At 36.9% G+C, this 15,764-nt stretch carries 14 protein-coding genes and 1 other RNA gene; 8 read left to right on the top strand and 7 right to left on the bottom strand.

The features are described 5' to 3' along the window. Nucleotides 1–50 precede the first annotated feature (50 nt). Nucleotides 51–149, bottom strand: an RNA gene (ffs, locus tag ACFQO1_RS07685) — signal recognition particle sRNA small type. Nucleotides 150–236: 87 nt separating this feature from the next. Between ffs and ACFQO1_RS07690 the strand changes: the two genes are divergently transcribed. Beyond that, nucleotides 237–1,280, top strand: coding sequence for a glutaminyl-peptide cyclotransferase (locus ACFQO1_RS07690; protein ID WP_380217410.1), 1,044 nt, complete (start codon nt 237–239; stop codon nt 1,278–1,280). 109 nt (nt 1,281–1,389) lie between these two features. Next, nucleotides 1,390–2,952: a hypothetical protein gene (locus ACFQO1_RS07695; RefSeq protein WP_380217411.1), complete on the top strand. Its 1,563-nt coding sequence runs from the start codon at nt 1,390–1,392 to the stop codon at nt 2,950–2,952. Between the two features lie 120 nt (nt 2,953–3,072). Here ACFQO1_RS07695 and glyA read toward each other — a convergent pair whose 3' ends face one another. Next, on the bottom strand, nt 3,073–4,347 hold the full coding sequence (gene glyA, locus ACFQO1_RS07700) for a serine hydroxymethyltransferase (RefSeq protein WP_380217412.1): 1,275 nt from the start codon (nt 4,345–4,347) through the stop codon (nt 3,073–3,075). A 111-nt stretch (nt 4,348–4,458) separates the two neighbouring features. On the opposite strand from glyA, the gene fahA reads away from it, so the two are divergent. Together fahA and ACFQO1_RS07710 are read left to right on the top strand one after the other, a co-directional pair. Then, nucleotides 4,459–5,733: a fumarylacetoacetase gene (fahA, locus tag ACFQO1_RS07705; RefSeq protein ID WP_380217413.1), complete on the top strand. Its 1,275-nt coding sequence runs from the start codon at nt 4,459–4,461 to the stop codon at nt 5,731–5,733. A gap of 57 nt (nt 5,734–5,790) precedes the next feature. Further along, complete coding sequence (locus tag ACFQO1_RS07710; RefSeq protein ID WP_380217414.1) at nt 5,791–6,975, top strand: hypothetical protein; 1,185 nt, start codon at nt 5,791–5,793, stop codon at nt 6,973–6,975. Nucleotides 6,976–7,003: 28 nt separating this feature from the next. Here the strand turns inward: ACFQO1_RS07710 and ytxJ are convergent, their stop codons facing one another. Continuing rightward, nucleotides 7,004–7,390: a bacillithiol system redox-active protein YtxJ gene (gene ytxJ, locus ACFQO1_RS07715; protein WP_380217415.1), complete on the bottom strand. Its 387-nt coding sequence runs from the start codon at nt 7,388–7,390 to the stop codon at nt 7,004–7,006. Nucleotides 7,391–7,654: 264 nt separating this feature from the next. Here ytxJ and clpB point away from each other — a divergent pair, with 264 nt between their 5' ends. Together clpB and ACFQO1_RS07725 are read left to right on the top strand one after the other, a co-directional pair. After that, nucleotides 7,655–10,258 (top strand): ATP-dependent chaperone ClpB, encoded by a 2,604-nt coding sequence (gene clpB, locus ACFQO1_RS07720; RefSeq protein WP_380217416.1) that lies wholly within the window; start codon nt 7,655–7,657, stop codon nt 10,256–10,258. Between the two features lie 199 nt (nt 10,259–10,457). Next, nucleotides 10,458–10,592 carry a hypothetical protein gene (locus tag ACFQO1_RS07725; RefSeq protein ID WP_380217417.1) on the top strand — a complete coding sequence of 45 codons (135 nt, stop codon included), beginning with the start codon at nt 10,458–10,460 and terminating at the stop codon, nt 10,590–10,592. A 58-nt stretch (nt 10,593–10,650) separates the two neighbouring features. On the opposite strand, the gene ACFQO1_RS07730 is transcribed toward ACFQO1_RS07725, so the two are convergent. Next, nucleotides 10,651–10,836 (bottom strand): CsbD family protein, encoded by a 186-nt coding sequence (locus tag ACFQO1_RS07730; protein ID WP_380217418.1) that lies wholly within the window; start codon nt 10,834–10,836, stop codon nt 10,651–10,653. Between the two features lie 249 nt (nt 10,837–11,085). Between ACFQO1_RS07730 and ACFQO1_RS07735 the strand changes: the two genes are divergently transcribed. Continuing rightward, nucleotides 11,086–11,610 (top strand): SixA phosphatase family protein, encoded by a 525-nt coding sequence (locus ACFQO1_RS07735; RefSeq protein WP_380217419.1) that lies wholly within the window; start codon nt 11,086–11,088, stop codon nt 11,608–11,610. Here ACFQO1_RS07735 and ACFQO1_RS07740 read toward each other — a convergent pair. The 3 genes from ACFQO1_RS07740 to ACFQO1_RS07750 all read right to left on the bottom strand — a co-directional run bounded on the left by ACFQO1_RS07740 (nt 11,607) and on the right by ACFQO1_RS07750 (nt 14,529). Beyond that, complete coding sequence (locus tag ACFQO1_RS07740) at nt 11,607–12,350, bottom strand: DUF6503 family protein (RefSeq protein ID WP_380217420.1); 744 nt, start codon at nt 12,348–12,350, stop codon at nt 11,607–11,609. The genes ACFQO1_RS07735 and ACFQO1_RS07740 overlap by 4 nt on opposite strands. A 130-nt stretch (nt 12,351–12,480) precedes the next feature. Beyond that, nucleotides 12,481–12,975, bottom strand: a complete 495-nt coding sequence (lysM, locus tag ACFQO1_RS07745; protein ID WP_380217421.1) for a peptidoglycan-binding protein LysM — start codon at nt 12,973–12,975, stop codon at nt 12,481–12,483. 90 nt (nt 12,976–13,065) lie between these two features. Beyond that, nucleotides 13,066–14,529 (bottom strand): aminoacyl-histidine dipeptidase, encoded by a 1,464-nt coding sequence (locus tag ACFQO1_RS07750; RefSeq protein WP_380217422.1) that lies wholly within the window; start codon nt 14,527–14,529, stop codon nt 13,066–13,068. Nucleotides 14,530–14,627: 98 nt separating this feature from the next. Here ACFQO1_RS07750 and ACFQO1_RS07755 point away from each other — a divergent pair, with 98 nt between their 5' ends. Further along, nucleotides 14,628–15,710, top strand: coding sequence for a DUF3810 domain-containing protein (locus ACFQO1_RS07755; RefSeq protein ID WP_380217423.1), 1,083 nt, complete (start codon nt 14,628–14,630; stop codon nt 15,708–15,710). The last annotated feature ends 54 nt before the right edge of the window (nt 15,711–15,764 follow it).

A 15,764-nucleotide genomic window follows, 5' to 3' on the forward strand; every position in this document is an offset into this window, starting at 1 on the left:
TCGTTCTTTTCAAAGAAAAAGAATCAAAATCCCTGACTTTAGCGCATAAAAAATGGCAAGCTACCTACATCACACCGCTACGACCATCTACCCTTGCTGCGTTCCCGCCCTGGGGGATTCAATAGGAGCTGGTTGTGTAGGACTTGCCGCTGCAAAGATACATGTTTTGCGTTGTTTTACAAGAATTTTTAAGTATCAATTATAATAAATATCTTTCCAAAAAAATTACAGAAACTATGAAGTTCTATAAACTATTCGTATTCATATCAATACTCGTTTTTGCAAGCTGTGAAGACGATACTAAAAATCCTTCGGAAGCATTCTCCATCGAAATTAAAGATGCTAAGGATAGCTATAAAGCCGAAGATGTATTAGAACTTACTGTAACGAACAAGAAAAATAAAACTATTGAAAGTGTTAGCTATACATTGGATTCTGAAAGGATTAGTACTTCTGAAACTGCTTCGGTTTCACTAAACGATAAAAAACTAGGCAGACACTTTTTACGAGCTACGATTACGGCAGACCGAAAAACCTATGAAGTACGCAAAGAATTTGTAATCATGTCATCGGTCACACCAAAATTATACAGTTATAAAATATTGGAGGAATATCCGCATGATGTTGCCGCCTATACGCAAGGATTAGAGTTTGAAAATGACACCTTGTATGAAAGTACGGGGCAGCGTAAGCAATCTACTTTGCGGCAAATCGATTATAAAACTGGTAAATCGCTAAAGATTGTTCCGTTGGCTGATTCTTATTTTGGAGAAGGACTCACCATTCTAAATAATAAGATCTATCAATTGACCTGGCAAGGTGGAAAAGGATTTATTTATGATTTAAAAACCCTAGAACAAAAAGGCAATTTTGTGTATAATGATAGTAAAGAAGGCTGGGGACTTTGCAATGACGGGACAAACATTTATAAAAGTGATGGTACCGAAAAGATCTGGACCCTTAATTCTGAAACCCTTGCCGAAGAAGATTACATAGAGATCTACACCAATACAGCGAAGATTAAATCTGTAAACGAATTGGAATGGGTGGACGGAAAAATTTACGCAAACATCTATCAAAAAGATGCAATCGCTATTGTAAACCCAACCAATGGTGCCGTTGAAGGTGTTATTGATCTAAGCACATTAAAAGAGAATGTAACAAAGCATGACCAACTTGATGTGTTAAATGGTATTGCGTACAAGGGGGAAGAAAATATTCTTTATGTTACTGGTAAAAACTGGGACAAGTTGTTTAAGATTGAGGTTGTTGGAAAGTAAATTAAGGTTATTATTATAGCAAACGATAGTCTATTGAACCCTTAACTTTTTCAAAATCACAATAACTTCCTGTTTAAAAAGTTATATTTTTACTGAAAATTTTGTTTGAATGAAATACCTGTATGGTTTGGCAATTTTGGGTTGCCTCGTTTTGTGGACTTCGTGTCGTAATGACTTTGAAAGTGTGGCAAGCACTGGTGATCTTGAATTTTCAAGAGATACTGTTTTTCTGGATACAATCTTTACCAATATTGGTTCTAGCACGTATAATTTAAAAGTCTATAACAGAAGCGATGAAGATATCAATATTCCAACCATTGCTTTAGGTCAGGGTGAAGCGTCTAACTACCGTCTAAACGTCGACGGATTACCTGGAAAATCTTTTGAGGATATTCAAATCTTAGCCAAAGACAGTATTTTCATTTTTGTTGAGACTACGTTCGATATCAATACAGTTCCTGGAAACGACACTGAATTTCTATATACGGACCAGATTGTTTTTGATGCAGGACCTAATCAGCAAAATGTTGAGCTCGTAACACTTGTAAAAGATGCGGTCTTCCTCTTTCCAGAACAAGCTTCAGATGGCACCATCGAGACGCTTAACCTGGGTATGGATGCAAATGGTGAGGATATCTTAATTGAAGGATTTTTTCTGGAAGATGATCAGCTTACTTTTACAAACGAGAAACCGTATGTAATTTATGGATACGCAGCGGTACCTCCTGGCCAAACGCTTACTGTAGAGCCTGGAGCACGAATATTCAGTCATGCCAATAGCGGAATCTTAGTGGCCAATACAGCTTCGATCAAAGCAAATGGAGCGCCGAGTACAGATCCGGAAGCAATGGAAAATCAGATTATTTTTGAAGGAGATCGTTTGGAACCAACATTTGCCGATGTACCTGGTCAATGGGGAACTATCTGGTGTACTGCTGGAAGTACCGATAATGAATTTAGCTATGTGACGATAAAGAATTCGGTGGTGGGCATTTTAATGGATAGCAATGATGGCGACAGAACCTTAACGCTTTCAAATGTTGAAATCTATAACATCGCCAATGTAGGAATTCTTGCCAGAAACGGAAATGTCTATGGAGAAAATGTTGTTGTGAATAATTGCGGGCAAGCAGCGCTGTCGGCTTCTCTGGGAGGCACCTACAACTTTAACCATTGTACCTTCGCAAATTACTGGACCAATAGCTTTAGAAGCTTCCCGGCTGTACAGATTGATAATGTATTACAGGTGAGCGAAACAGAATTCGTTGTAGAAGATCTTATTGAAGCGAATTTCACGAATTGTATTATCTACGGAAACGAACGTCGTGAATTAGGCTTTGTCGTAGAGCCATCGGCTGCTTTCAACTATAATCTAACCAATACACTTATCCGATTTGAAGATCCGAATGGTGATTTTATTGATAATCCGTTGTACGATTTTAGTAATACAGCTCTTTATACGAATATAGTTTTGAATGAAGATCCTGTATTTCAGAATACACAGAATAACAATTTTAATATCGAAATGGGAACTTCTGGTGCCGAAAATATAGGATTATCCAATGTGATGCCTCAGATTGATCTCAATGGAATGATACGAAACAACCCGCCAGACGCTGGTGCGTATGAGGCTACTGTATTTCCAGATCCTGAACCGAGACCAAATAACTAAAAATACTTATCATCTCGAACGCCAGTAAGTGATCCCATTAAGTGAATAAGTTTCTTGAAAAAGATATGTTAGAAAAGCACTAGGAGTCGTCGCTCTGTTGTTTTAGAAAAATAAAACAAGTTAAGCTACGAACAAAGGCCTATGACTCATCATTTCGTGTACTTCCTGTCCTACTTTTTCTAATGCAGTAACATCTTCAGAATTAGTAATCACGCGATCGATGAAATCTACAATTTGTTGCATGTCGTTTTCTTTTAATCCACGCGTTGTGATCGCAGCAGTTCCAATTCTAATTCCGCTGGTAACGAAGGGAGATTTATCATCAAAAGGCACCATATTTTTATTGACAGTTATTTCAGCTTTTCCTAGAGCTTCTTCCGCTTGTTTCCCTGTAATATTCTTATTCCGAAGGTCAATTAACATCATATGATTGTCTGTACCTCCACTAATAATTTTATATCCTTTTTGCACAAAAGCTTCAGCCATGACTGCGGCATTCTTTTTTACCTGCACCATATAATGTAAAAACTCATCTGTCAATGCCTCACCAAATGCAATTGCCTTAGCTGCAATGATATGCTCTAAGGGACCTCCTTGATTTCCAGGAAAAATCCCACTATCTAACAATGAAGACATTTTCCGAAGAGAGCCATTCTTTAGTGTTAACCCAAACGGATTATCAAAGTCTTTCCCCATTAAAATCATTCCGCCGCGAGGACCTCTCAGGGTTTTATGAGTAGTCGTAGTCACCACATGGCAATGCGGAATAGGATCACTAATAATACCTTTAGCAATCAAACCTGCAGGATGCGCAATATCTGCCATCAAAATTGCATCTACTTTATCTGCAATTTGCCTGAAACGCTTATAATCGATCTCACGCGAATAGGCCGAAGCGCCTGCAATGATCATCTTTGGCATTTCTTTTATCGCTATTGCTTCGATCTTATCGTAATCCAGCATTCCTGTCTCCTCTTCCACTCCATAAAAAACAGGATTGTATAACTTTCCGCTAAAATTTACGGGAGATCCATGTGTCAAATGACCTCCATGAGACAGATCGAATCCCAGAAATGTATCGCCGGGTTTTAAGCAGGCTGCAAATACAGCCGTATTGGCTTGAGAGCCACTATGTGGCTGTACGTTAGCATACTCGGCGCCAAAAAGGGTTTTAGCGCGATCAATTGCAATCTGTTCAACTTCATCCACGACTTCACATCCTCCATAATATCGCTTTCCTGGATACCCTTCGGCGTATTTATTGGTAAGCACAGAGCCAGCAGCCTCTAGCACTTGTTCACTAACAAAGTTTTCGGAAGCAATTAATTCTAATCCGTTGATTTGTCTGTTTTTTTCCGCTTCAATAAGTTCAAAAATCTGTTCGTCTCGTTGCATACAATTGATAAAAGGTTAATAATATCCAAAAATACAAAATGACTATGGTTAGTTATTCAGAAATTATATATTTGATCAACATTTTACCAACAATAAAAAAAACGAACCGTTATGCCCTTAACTGCAAATGACCCAAAACGTATCACGTGGCTCGATGTGCCGCATAATTCAGATTTCCCTATTCAGAACATTCCGTTTGGGGTTTTTTTAACTCGTGATGATGTAATTACCATTGGGACGAGGATTGGAAACACCGCGATCGATCTGGGGGCACTCCACCAGCTTGGGTATTTTAAAGATATAGAACTTACCGATGATATCTTTTTACAGGACAGTTTAAATGATTTTATTGCTGATGGTAGAAAAACCTGGAGACTTGTTCGAAATCGTATTTCAGACTTATTCTTAAAAGGCAACGATGAACTTCGTAAAAACAAAGAGCATTGCAAAGAAGTGCTTTTTCGTCTGGATGAAATAGAAATGCAATTACCTGTTGATGTAGGTGATTACACAGATTTCTACGCGAGTAAAGAACATGCAACCAATGTTGGTTCTTTATTCCGTGATCCGGAAAATGCGTTATTACCTAACTGGTTACATATCCCTATTGGGTACCACGGTAGAAGTTCTTCGATCATTCCATCTGGAACCGCCGTTAGAAGACCTGTAGGTCAAACCAAACCTGGAGATGATGGAGTTCCTGGTTTTGGCCCTTCAAAGTTGTTGGATTTTGAATTGGAGATGGCATTTATTACGACGGCTACAAACGACTTAGGAAAACGTGTTCCTATCAAAGAAGCCGAAGAAAATATCTTTGGATTAGTATTATTTAATGACTGGAGTGCACGTGACATTCAGGCGTGGGAATACGTGCCGCTGGGGCCCTTTCTAGGTAAAAGTTTCGCATCCACTATTTCTCCATGGATTGTAACTTTAGATGCCTTACAACCCTTCAGAACTAAAAGTCCAAAACAAGATCCTACACCGCTACCCTATTTGCAACAGCCAGATAACATGGCCTACGATATTAAATTACAAGCAGCCATCAAGCCTCAAGGGGGTATTGAGACAGTTGTTTGTAATTCGAATTTTAAATATATGTATTGGTCCATGGCACAGCAATTAACACACCATACGGTTAATGGTTGTAATGTACGTAGTGGCGATATGATGGGAAGTGGAACCATTTCAGGTCCTACAGAAGATAGTTATGGATCTATGCTAGAGCTTACTTGGAAAGGAACTAAGCCTATTACATTAAGTGATGGTGGCGAGCGAAAATTTATAAATGACGGAGATACAGTTATAATGAGAGCGCATTCAGAAAAAAATGGAATCAGGATTGGTTTTGGTGAATGCAAAGGTAAAGTGCTTCCTGCCAATTAGTTATGATTATGGCATAGCAATTGTATTTTAAGTTATATAACTTAAAATTTTCATACTATGAGACACACTATTACTTTACTTAGTATTGCACTCTTACTCATAGGATGTAATAGTGCCAAACGAACCGAAAAGTTTCTTTCTCAAGGAAATTATGAGCAAGCTATCGAACTGGCAGTAAAAAAACTTGCCAAAGATAAAGATAGCAGACAAAGTGCAGATTTGATCCTCTCTGCAGAAAGAGCCTTTAAAAAATTGGTAGATGATGAGTTGCGAAGAGTTTCTTTTCTGAAAAAAGACGACTCACCTACGGCTGCCAGAGAAATTTATGAGATCTATACCAACCTAGACTACTTACAAAGTCAAATACGACCGCTATTGCCATTATACAATAGAAAACTAAAACGCAATGCAAATTTTGATATTGTAGATTATAATGAGGAGATCATAATTGCAAAAAATAATTTTCTAGAAGCTTTATATACTGAAGCTTTATCCTACATGGAGCGTGGTCAAAAGCAAGATTATAGGCGTGCCCACACTTTATTTACAGAACTTTCATCATTAAGATCAAATTATAAAGATGTGGCAAAGCGTATGGAAGATGCTCATTACTTTGGGACAGATTTTGTTTTTGTAACACTTCAAAATCGAACAGGAATTTTAATTCCACGAAGATTAGAAAGAGACTTGCTTGATTTTAGTACCTATAACCTAGATGATTTCTGGACAGTGTATCATAGTGAAAAGCAAAATGATATCGATTATGACTTCGGAATTGTCTATAGTTTTAAAGATATTGCTATCTCACCAGAGCGTATTAATGAACGGGAGTACAACAGGAAAGACCGCATCAAAACTGGTTGGGAATACAAACTTGACCGAAACGGAAATGTAATGAAAGATAGTTTGGGGAATGATATTAAAATTGATGTATTCGAAAATGTAACCGCAAGAGTTACAGTAACTCAACAAACCAAATCAGTACTGGTTGGTGGTGACGTGATCTATCGAGACTTAAATGGTGGCAGAGATATCGACCGATTTCCTTTGAGTAGCGAATTTATCTTCGAGAATATTTTTGCTAAATACAGAGGGGATAAACGTGCATTATTAAAAGAAGATCTCGACTTGATACGATTTGATTTTGTTCCGTTTCCATCGAATGAACAAATGGTCTACGATGCCGGAACCGACATTAAAATACGGTTAACAGAAATACTACAAGAAAATAGATTTTACTAAAAAAAGCCCCTCAATTGAGGGGTTTTTTCTATACAAATTTTGTAAGTTCTTCTGCTCGGATACTATGATGCGAAGCATGGGCGACAGCGACTCCATTTTTTATGACGATCAATTGCGGACTCTGATGTACCACCTGAAATTTATAGCCAACCTCATCAGATATATTCCTATAATTTAATAGATCGAGATAATATAGTTTTATCTGCGAGGAATCAATATCATAAGTACTCTCAAAATTACGTAACACCATTCTCGAAATTCCACATCGTGTAGAGTGTTTAAAAATCACTATGGGAATTGAGTTTGAGGCTTCAACAATACTATCTAATTGATCCATACTGGTGAGTGCCTGCCATGGTAATGCTTCTTTTTCTTTTTTTTCAGAAGAGTCTTTAGACCCAAATAATCCAAACATAGTGTTCTTTTTTGCAAATATACGAGTTCTCTAGTCGTTTATAATGAGATATACTTACAGATGAGAACCGTCAAATTGACACCTATTTTATGTGCTTTTAAAGACATTTTGTCCTATTTTTAAGTTGGCTCAAGTTTTGAAATAGAACGTTTAGAAATTGACAACTATAAACATATGATCTGTTCTCAGATTAATTTATAAAACTTTAAACAAAGGTGCTCCTACTTTTACTCTGAGTGATAGTTGAAGAGCGCACAATACATTATGAACTTTAACAATTATACTATAAATTCACAAGAAGCAATTCAGCAGGCTCAACAACTTGCACAAGGCTTCGGGCATCAGCAAATCGAAAATGAACACCTATTAAAAGCCATTTTTGAAGTTGATGAAAATGTGACCCCATTCATTTTAAAAAAACTGAATGTTAACATAGGCTTGTTACAACAAGTGCTCGACAAACAACTGCAAAGCTTACCTAAAGTTTCTGGGGGTGATATTATGCTCTCCCGTGAAGCTGGAAAAACTGTAAATGAAGCTAGTTTGATAGCTAAAAAAATGAACGATGAATATGCTTCTATCGAACATTTAATTATTGCTATTTATAAATCAAAAAGTAACATTGCACAAACATTAAAAGATCAGGGAGTTACCGAAAAAGGGTTAAAAAGTGCTATCGAAGAATTGCGTGGCGGTGACCGGGTGACGTCTCAAAGTGTTGAAGAAACCTATAACTCTCTCAATAAATATGCTCGTAACCTGAATCAGTTAGCACAGGATGGAAAATTAGATCCTGTTATTGGAAGAGATGAAGAGATACGTAGAATTCTTCAGATATTATCCAGAAGAACAAAGAACAACCCAATGTTGGTAGGCGAACCAGGTACTGGTAAAACAGCCATAGCCGAAGGATTAGCACATCGTATTGTAGACGGAGATGTTCCTGAAAATCTAAAATCGAAAGAAATTTTCTCTTTGGATATGGGAGCACTCATTGCAGGTGCAAAATATAAAGGTGAATTTGAGGAACGCTTAAAAGCAGTGATTAAAGAAGTGACGGGCAGTGATGGAGATATTGTTCTCTTTATCGATGAGATTCATACACTCGTGGGTGCCGGTGGCGGACAAGGTGCTATGGATGCAGCCAATATTTTAAAACCTGCATTAGCACGAGGTGAACTACGCGCGATTGGTGCTACCACATTGGATGAGTATCAAAAATACTTTGAAAAAGATAAAGCGTTAGAAAGACGTTTTCAGAAAGTTGTGGTGAATGAACCAGATACTGAAAGTGCTATCTCAATTCTTCGCGGAATCAAAGAAAAGTACGAAACACACCATAAAGTACGGATTAAAGATGAAGCAATTATCGCGGCAGTAGAACTTTCGCAACGGTATATTACCAATCGGTTTTTACCAGACAAGGCGATTGACCTAATGGATGAAGCAGCGAGTAAGTTGCGAATGGAGATAAATTCCAAGCCAGAAGAACTCGACGTGTTAGATAGAAAGATCATGCAGCTTGAAATTGAGATTGAAGCGATCAAGCGTGAAAAAGATGAAAGCAAGTTGAAAAATCTTCGCGCAGATCTTGCGAATTTAAAAGAAGAACGCAACGAGCTCAATGCAAAGTGGAAATCTGAAAAAGAAGTTGTAGAAAACGTTCAGCAGTATAAAACTGAAATAGAAGAGTATAAACTCGAAGCAGAAAGAGCAGAACGTGATGGAGATTTTGGAAAAGTAGCAGAGCTTCGTTACGGAAAGATCAAAGAAGCGCAAGAAAAACTTTCAGCATTAGAAAAACAATTAGCCGAAAGTCAGGATGGAACTTCTCTTATTAAAGAGGAAGTCACTAATGAGGATATTGCCGAAGTGGTGGCAAAATGGACTGGGATTCCAGTAACTAAAATGCTACAAAGTGATCGCGAAAAATTGCTAAAACTTGAAACTGAATTACACAAACGTGTAGTTGGACAAGAGGAAGCCATCGTAGCCGTAAGTGATGCTATTCGTCGAAGTCGTGCTGGTTTACAGGATACTAAAAAACCTATTGGAAGTTTTCTCTTTTTGGGAACCACTGGAGTTGGTAAAACCGAACTTGCAAAGGCATTAGCCGAATATTTATTCGATGATGAAAATGCAATGACACGTATTGACATGAGTGAATATCAAGAGCGTCACAGCGTAAGTAGATTGGTGGGAGCACCTCCGGGATATGTAGGGTATGATGAAGGCGGACAGCTAACTGAAGCGGTTCGAAGAAGACCATATTCTGTTGTGCTACTGGACGAAATTGAAAAAGCACACCCAGATACATTTAATATATTATTACAAGTCTTGGATGAAGGAAGGTTAACCGATAACAAAGGACGAGTTGCCGATTTTAAAAATTCGATCATCATTATGACTAGCAATATGGGAAGCGATATTATTCAGCAGAAGTTTGAAAGTATCAAAGATCCTGAAACTGCAATGGAAGGCGCGAAAGTAGAAGTGCTTGGCTTACTAAAACAAACGGTACGTCCAGAGTTTTTAAACCGAATTGATGATATCATCATGTTTACACCATTAAACAAAAAAGATATTAAGCAGATTGTCGGATTGCAGTTAAAAGGAGTTTCAAAAATGCTATTGAAGCAAGGAATTACATTAGATGCTACAGACGAAGCGATTGCTTATCTTTCAGAAAAAGGATACGATCCACAATTTGGAGCGCGCCCTGTAAAACGAGTAATCCAAAAAGAAGTATTGAATGCGCTTTCTAAGGAAATACTTTCAGGAAAAATTACAACAGAGAGTATTATTTTACTGGATAGTTTTAATTCAGAATTAGTTTTTAGAAATCAGGGAGACCTTGTAAATTCATAACAGGTTTGGGTTGCCTGTCGTGATGCTATCGCTCACGAGAATAACCCAATTGGTTGGTTAGTTTGCCACCTGTACTCTTTGGATTGCAGGTGGTTTTTTTTATGGCAAAGAATTGGGTTCAGAAAAAAAACATCGGAAAAATGTAACAAAAATTGAATCTTGCTCGTCATATTAATAACAATCAATAAAACTAACAGTCATGAAAACTCAATCAAATCCTTCAGAAAAAATTGAAACACGAAATGTGCGCAATCAAATTTTAGGATTGTATATAATTTTTATTACAGCTCTTATGGTAACTTATTCTATAGTCACTGCATCACAGGTTTTATAATATAAAAAAAGCTCCAAATCATATTAATTTGGAGCTTTTTCATTTCTAACAAATTATATTACCAGCTAGAAATTTCTTTTTTCACTTCTTCTTTTGTTTTTCCAGACTTTTCCTGAATTTTTCCGACCATCTCGTCGTATTTACCTTCTGAAAAAGTTTCATCGTCATTAAAGGTTATGCCGTATTGTTGCTTAGCATTTCCTTTGATTTGTTTCCATTTTCCTTTTAACTGATCTGTATTCATAGCTTTTTTATTTTTAAGTTTATATAAAGATACTTTAGAACACAGACAATTAGGTATAAGGTTTCGCTAAAAAATGAGCAAAAAGTGTTATATTTTTCATAACGATTCAAAAGATAAAAATCCGCTACTCACAAAAATAGCGGATTTTGAAAATGGGGGCTTCGTTTTTATTAACCTTAAAAAACTACAATAGATACGTAAAGATTAAAAGTATGGTTTTTGTATCTTTAGGAATTGAAACTCCAAAGTATGAAAACCTTTCTTTTATTTTGCTTGCCCATTTTTTTTGCATGTAACTTTTCTTCAGAAAAAAACAAAACTGAAGATGCTCTACAAGATGCTACTTCGACCTATTATTTAATTCGGCATGCAGAAAAGGACCGCACCAATCCTTCAAATTCAGACCCCAGTCTTACTGAAGAAGGAAAACAAAGAGCAGATCGCTGGGCTACCTATTTTAAAGATAAAGAGCTAGATGCGGTCTATGCAACCAATTACAATAGAACTCAAGAGACTGCCAAACCTACAGCAGCTATGATTGGAGTTGCTGTTAGTTCGTACGATCCCAGAACTTTGTACAATGAGACATTTCGAAAGGCTACCGATGGTAAAAATGTACTCATCGTGGGTCATAGCAATACAACGCCTCAATTTGTAAACGCAATTTTAGGCAATTCGAAGTATCAAGACATGAGTGATACCGAAAACGGTTTGGTTTACATCGTTAGAGTACATAAAAATAATAGTACTGCAACTATTGAAACAGTGGATTAGCGATTTACTGCTACTTTTATATTTTCAGTTTCAATTTTTGAAAGTAATTTGAGGTTTCCAGATTCGAATAGTTTGGGCAAATCGGTTAGTTCAATTTCTAAACTTTCAGGTTTATAATTATTGTAGTCTACAAATCGAATCCCATTGATATATCGGTCATTATACGCTTCCCGAAAACGAATTCCGCCACCATTTACCTCATAGCTGTAAGCAAAATAATCTACTGCTTTATTTTCTTCGTGGATCCAATAGACAAAAACATCTTCAAAATCTGTCCCGCCGCCTTCTTCAGAAAAAGTAACCCTTATAGCATAATAAGGTGCTCCGTTTATTGCTACCTTCCCTATCAATTCTTTATGCACCGCTGGAGCATTTAATCCGAAAGGCAATTGCGCAAAATAGTGGACAGAATTTACGCTGTTACTTAATGCAACTCTAGTTGAATCGGCAAGCTGCAGCATACTATCATTTTTAAAGCGTTTAAAATCGTAATTGGTTAAAACATCTTTATAATTCCCTGTACTATCTGCATAAAAACGTTCTAAAACAAATGCTCCGCCGCTCCTGTGACTTCTATATTTTTTATCTCTGAATGTAAAATCGATGGTTGCATGTTCACAATTTCCAGAACAGGCCGTTTTAATTGCTTCATCAATAATCAATTGAGCGGTAAGAGTTTTTTCTTTTTCTTTACATGAAATAAGAGCAAACATTGCCAATAAAATAGTAGTAACTTTCATACGTTAAAAATAGTAACAAAATTTAAGCTATAGTCACAAATGACCTGAAGAACTTTCAGAAAAATAGGAATAAAAAATCCCTGAATTAGCTATTTCAGGGATTTAATAATAGGTTTAAATCTTAGTCGAATTAATCCAAATTAGGAATTCGTAATACCTGTCCTGGATAAATCTTGTCTGGATCACTTAACATAGGTTTATTTGCTTCAAATATGACAGGATATTTCATTGCATTTCCATATACTTTTTTAGCAATTTTACTTAGGGTATCTCCATTTTCCACCGTGTGAAAAATAGCTTCTGGTGCTTTCTTCTCTACCTCAAGGTCGTCATCTACTGTTGCTATTCCAGCCGAGTTTCCTATGACTAAAATTACTTTTTCACGTATCTCCTGACTTGCAACTTTCCCAGTCACTTTAGCCATATCATCTTTAATAGTGATGCCTAAATTTTCAACTTCTAGATCCAGGCGCATTAATGTAGCACGTAATTGCTGTTCTGCTTCTCTATCTTCTGCTGCTTCTCTGGCTGCATCTTTTGCTTTTACTTCAGCAGCTTTTTCTTTTGAGGTTTTTCCGCCAAAAATCTTTGCTCCGGCGTCTTTAATAAATGTGAATAATCCCATTGGTTTCTTATTTTTTAATTAATAGTGACTTAAAGATACTTGATATAGTGCAGTCCCTATATTTATACGCGCTAATTTGTTGTTAAACTTCTATGCTGATTTCTTCGGAATGTGCTTCAGGATTTCCAAAACAAACTTCCAATATTTCTGTGCCGAAGAAATACTTGCCCGCTCATCTGGAGAATGCGCTCCTTTAATGGTGGGTCCAAAAGAGATCATATCCATATCTGGATAATTCTGTCCCAGTATTCCGCATTCCAATCCGGCATGACACGCAGCCACATGTGCCTTATTCCCAAATATTTTTTCATATAATCCATCTAATACTTTCAAGATCGGGCTATCCATATTGGGCGCCCAACCTGGGTATTCTCCCGAAAAACTGACTTCAAATCCGCCAAGCTCAAAGACTGCTTTTAATACATTAGACAAGTCTTCTTTTGATGACGCCACCGAAGAACGTGTTAAACATTCAACCTTGATACTTCCGTCTTTTACGGTCACCTTTGCAATATTATTGGAAGTTTCTACCAAATCTTCAATTGCTGGACTCATTCTGTAAACACCATTATGTGCCGCATAAATAGTTTTAAGCAATACCGTTTGCTCTTTTTTTTCCATTACTTTTTCTACGGAAGCTTTTGATTCTTCAGCAGTAATAGATAGTTCCGGTTCTAACAGCTTGTATTCTTCCTGAATACACTGGGCCTCTCTTTTAAATTCTGAAAGAAATGCATTTTTATACTCGTTTGAAACTACTACAGTAGCTACACTCTCCCTTGGTATAGCATTCCGAAGACTTCCTCCCTTTAGTTCTGAAAGATGTGCTACTTCATCTGAAACATATAGCAAGCGGTTCATCAATTTGTTAGCATTCCCTAATCCCTTAATAATATCCATCCCACTGTGACCTCCCTGTAATCCTTTTACAGTAATTGTAAAAACTGTAGAGTTTTCAAGAGGTTCCGTTTCTCGATAATTTTTCTTTGCGGTCACATCGATACCACCTGCACAACCCACACCAATTTCATCGTCTTCTTCGGTATCAAGATTTAATAAAATATCTCCTTTCAAGATACCTCCCTTCAATCCCATGGCACCGGTCATACCGGTTTCTTCGTCAATAGTAAATAAGGCTTCCAAAGCAGGATGCTCAATAGTATCGCTTTCTAAAACTGCCATAATGGTTGCAACTCCCAGACCGTTGTCTGCTCCCAACGTAGTTCCTTTTGCGCGTACCCAGTCACCATCAATTTTCATTTCTATGCCCTGAGTGTCAAAATCAAAAGTAGTGTCGTTGTTTTTTTGATGCACCATGTCCAAATGTGACTGCATTACAATTGGTGTGCGATCTTCCATGCCTTTTGTTGCCGGTTTTCGAATGATTACGTTTCCAACTTCATCTTCAAAAGTTTCTAATCCCAGATTTTTTCCGAAGTCTTTCATAAATTGTATCACACGAGCTTCCTTTTTTGAAGGTCGGGGTACTGCATTCAAATCTGCAAATTTATTCCAAAGGGCTTTAGGTTCAAGGTCTCGTATCGCTTCGTTCATTAGGTTGTTTTATATTTTTTGTTAAATCGTTTCAATGTAGAAAGTAAAGTTACATTGGATTTCCTATTTTTAGGGACACTTTTACAAAATCATAACATTTGAAACAAACCCGGGTTCAGAAGAGAAGAAAACTACTTATTGCTACATTATTAATTGTGCAGGTTTTTGGACTAAAAATTCTATCTAACTACCCATCTTTTGTAGAAAATTACTACAGTCGTGGAATCTATCCAATAATTTCAAAAGTGTCTCGCTATCTTTTTGGATGGCTCCCATTCTCCATAGGAGATATTTTCTATCTTCTTATTGTTCTTTTCGCAATACGATGGATGTATAAAAACTTTCGAAGGCTTAAAAGTGAACCTATCTGGTTTTTTGTTGAGATTATGGCGACCATGTCTGTTGTATATTTTATGTTTAATCTTTTATGGGGATTAAATTATTACAGAGAACCGCTTCATAAAACCTTAGCTCTGGAGAGCGATTATACTACACAACAATTAATTGTAACTACAGAGAGATTGATTGTAAAAGCAAATGCGATGCACCGCCAGTTAGGGTATAAAGACAGTATAAAAATTGATTTACCTTATACACAAAAGGAAATCTTTAAAAAATCGCTAAACGGTTATAAAAATCTGGAAGCAGAATTTCCACAACTCGCCTACTCACCGCGAAGTATTAAAAAAAGTGGCTGGAGTACTGGGCTTACCTACATGGGGTATAGTGGCTATTACAATCCGTTTTCTGGGGAAGCACAGGTAAATAATCTGATTAAAACCTATAAGTTTCCTGTGGTAAGCTGTCATGAGGAAGCCCACCAAATAGGTTATGCAGCCGAAAATGAAGCCAACTTTATTGCGACATTGGCAACGATTCATAATGATGATCCTTATATACAGTATTCTGGTTATATTTTTGCATTGCGATATTGTGTCAATGAAATTGCACGACGCGATATTGATAAATACCATGAATTATTGCCTACAATCAACTTTGGTATTCTAGAAAGTTATCGAGAGATGCGTGAATTCTGGGATCGTTATCAGAATCCCTTTGAAACCTTTTCAAAGGCGTTTTGGGATCAATTTTTAAAAGCAAACAACCAGTCGAAGGGAATTATGAGCTATAGTTATATGGTGGCGCTGGTGGTTAATTATTTTGAGGATAAGGAATTTTAATTTCTCAATTCTTCTGTTAAACTACTTTTCTTTATTGCGCATTAAAATAACGGT

Source organism: Jejudonia soesokkakensis (assembly GCF_042664795.1).
Lineage (GTDB): Bacteria > Bacteroidota > Bacteroidia > Flavobacteriales > Flavobacteriaceae > Jejudonia > Jejudonia soesokkakensis.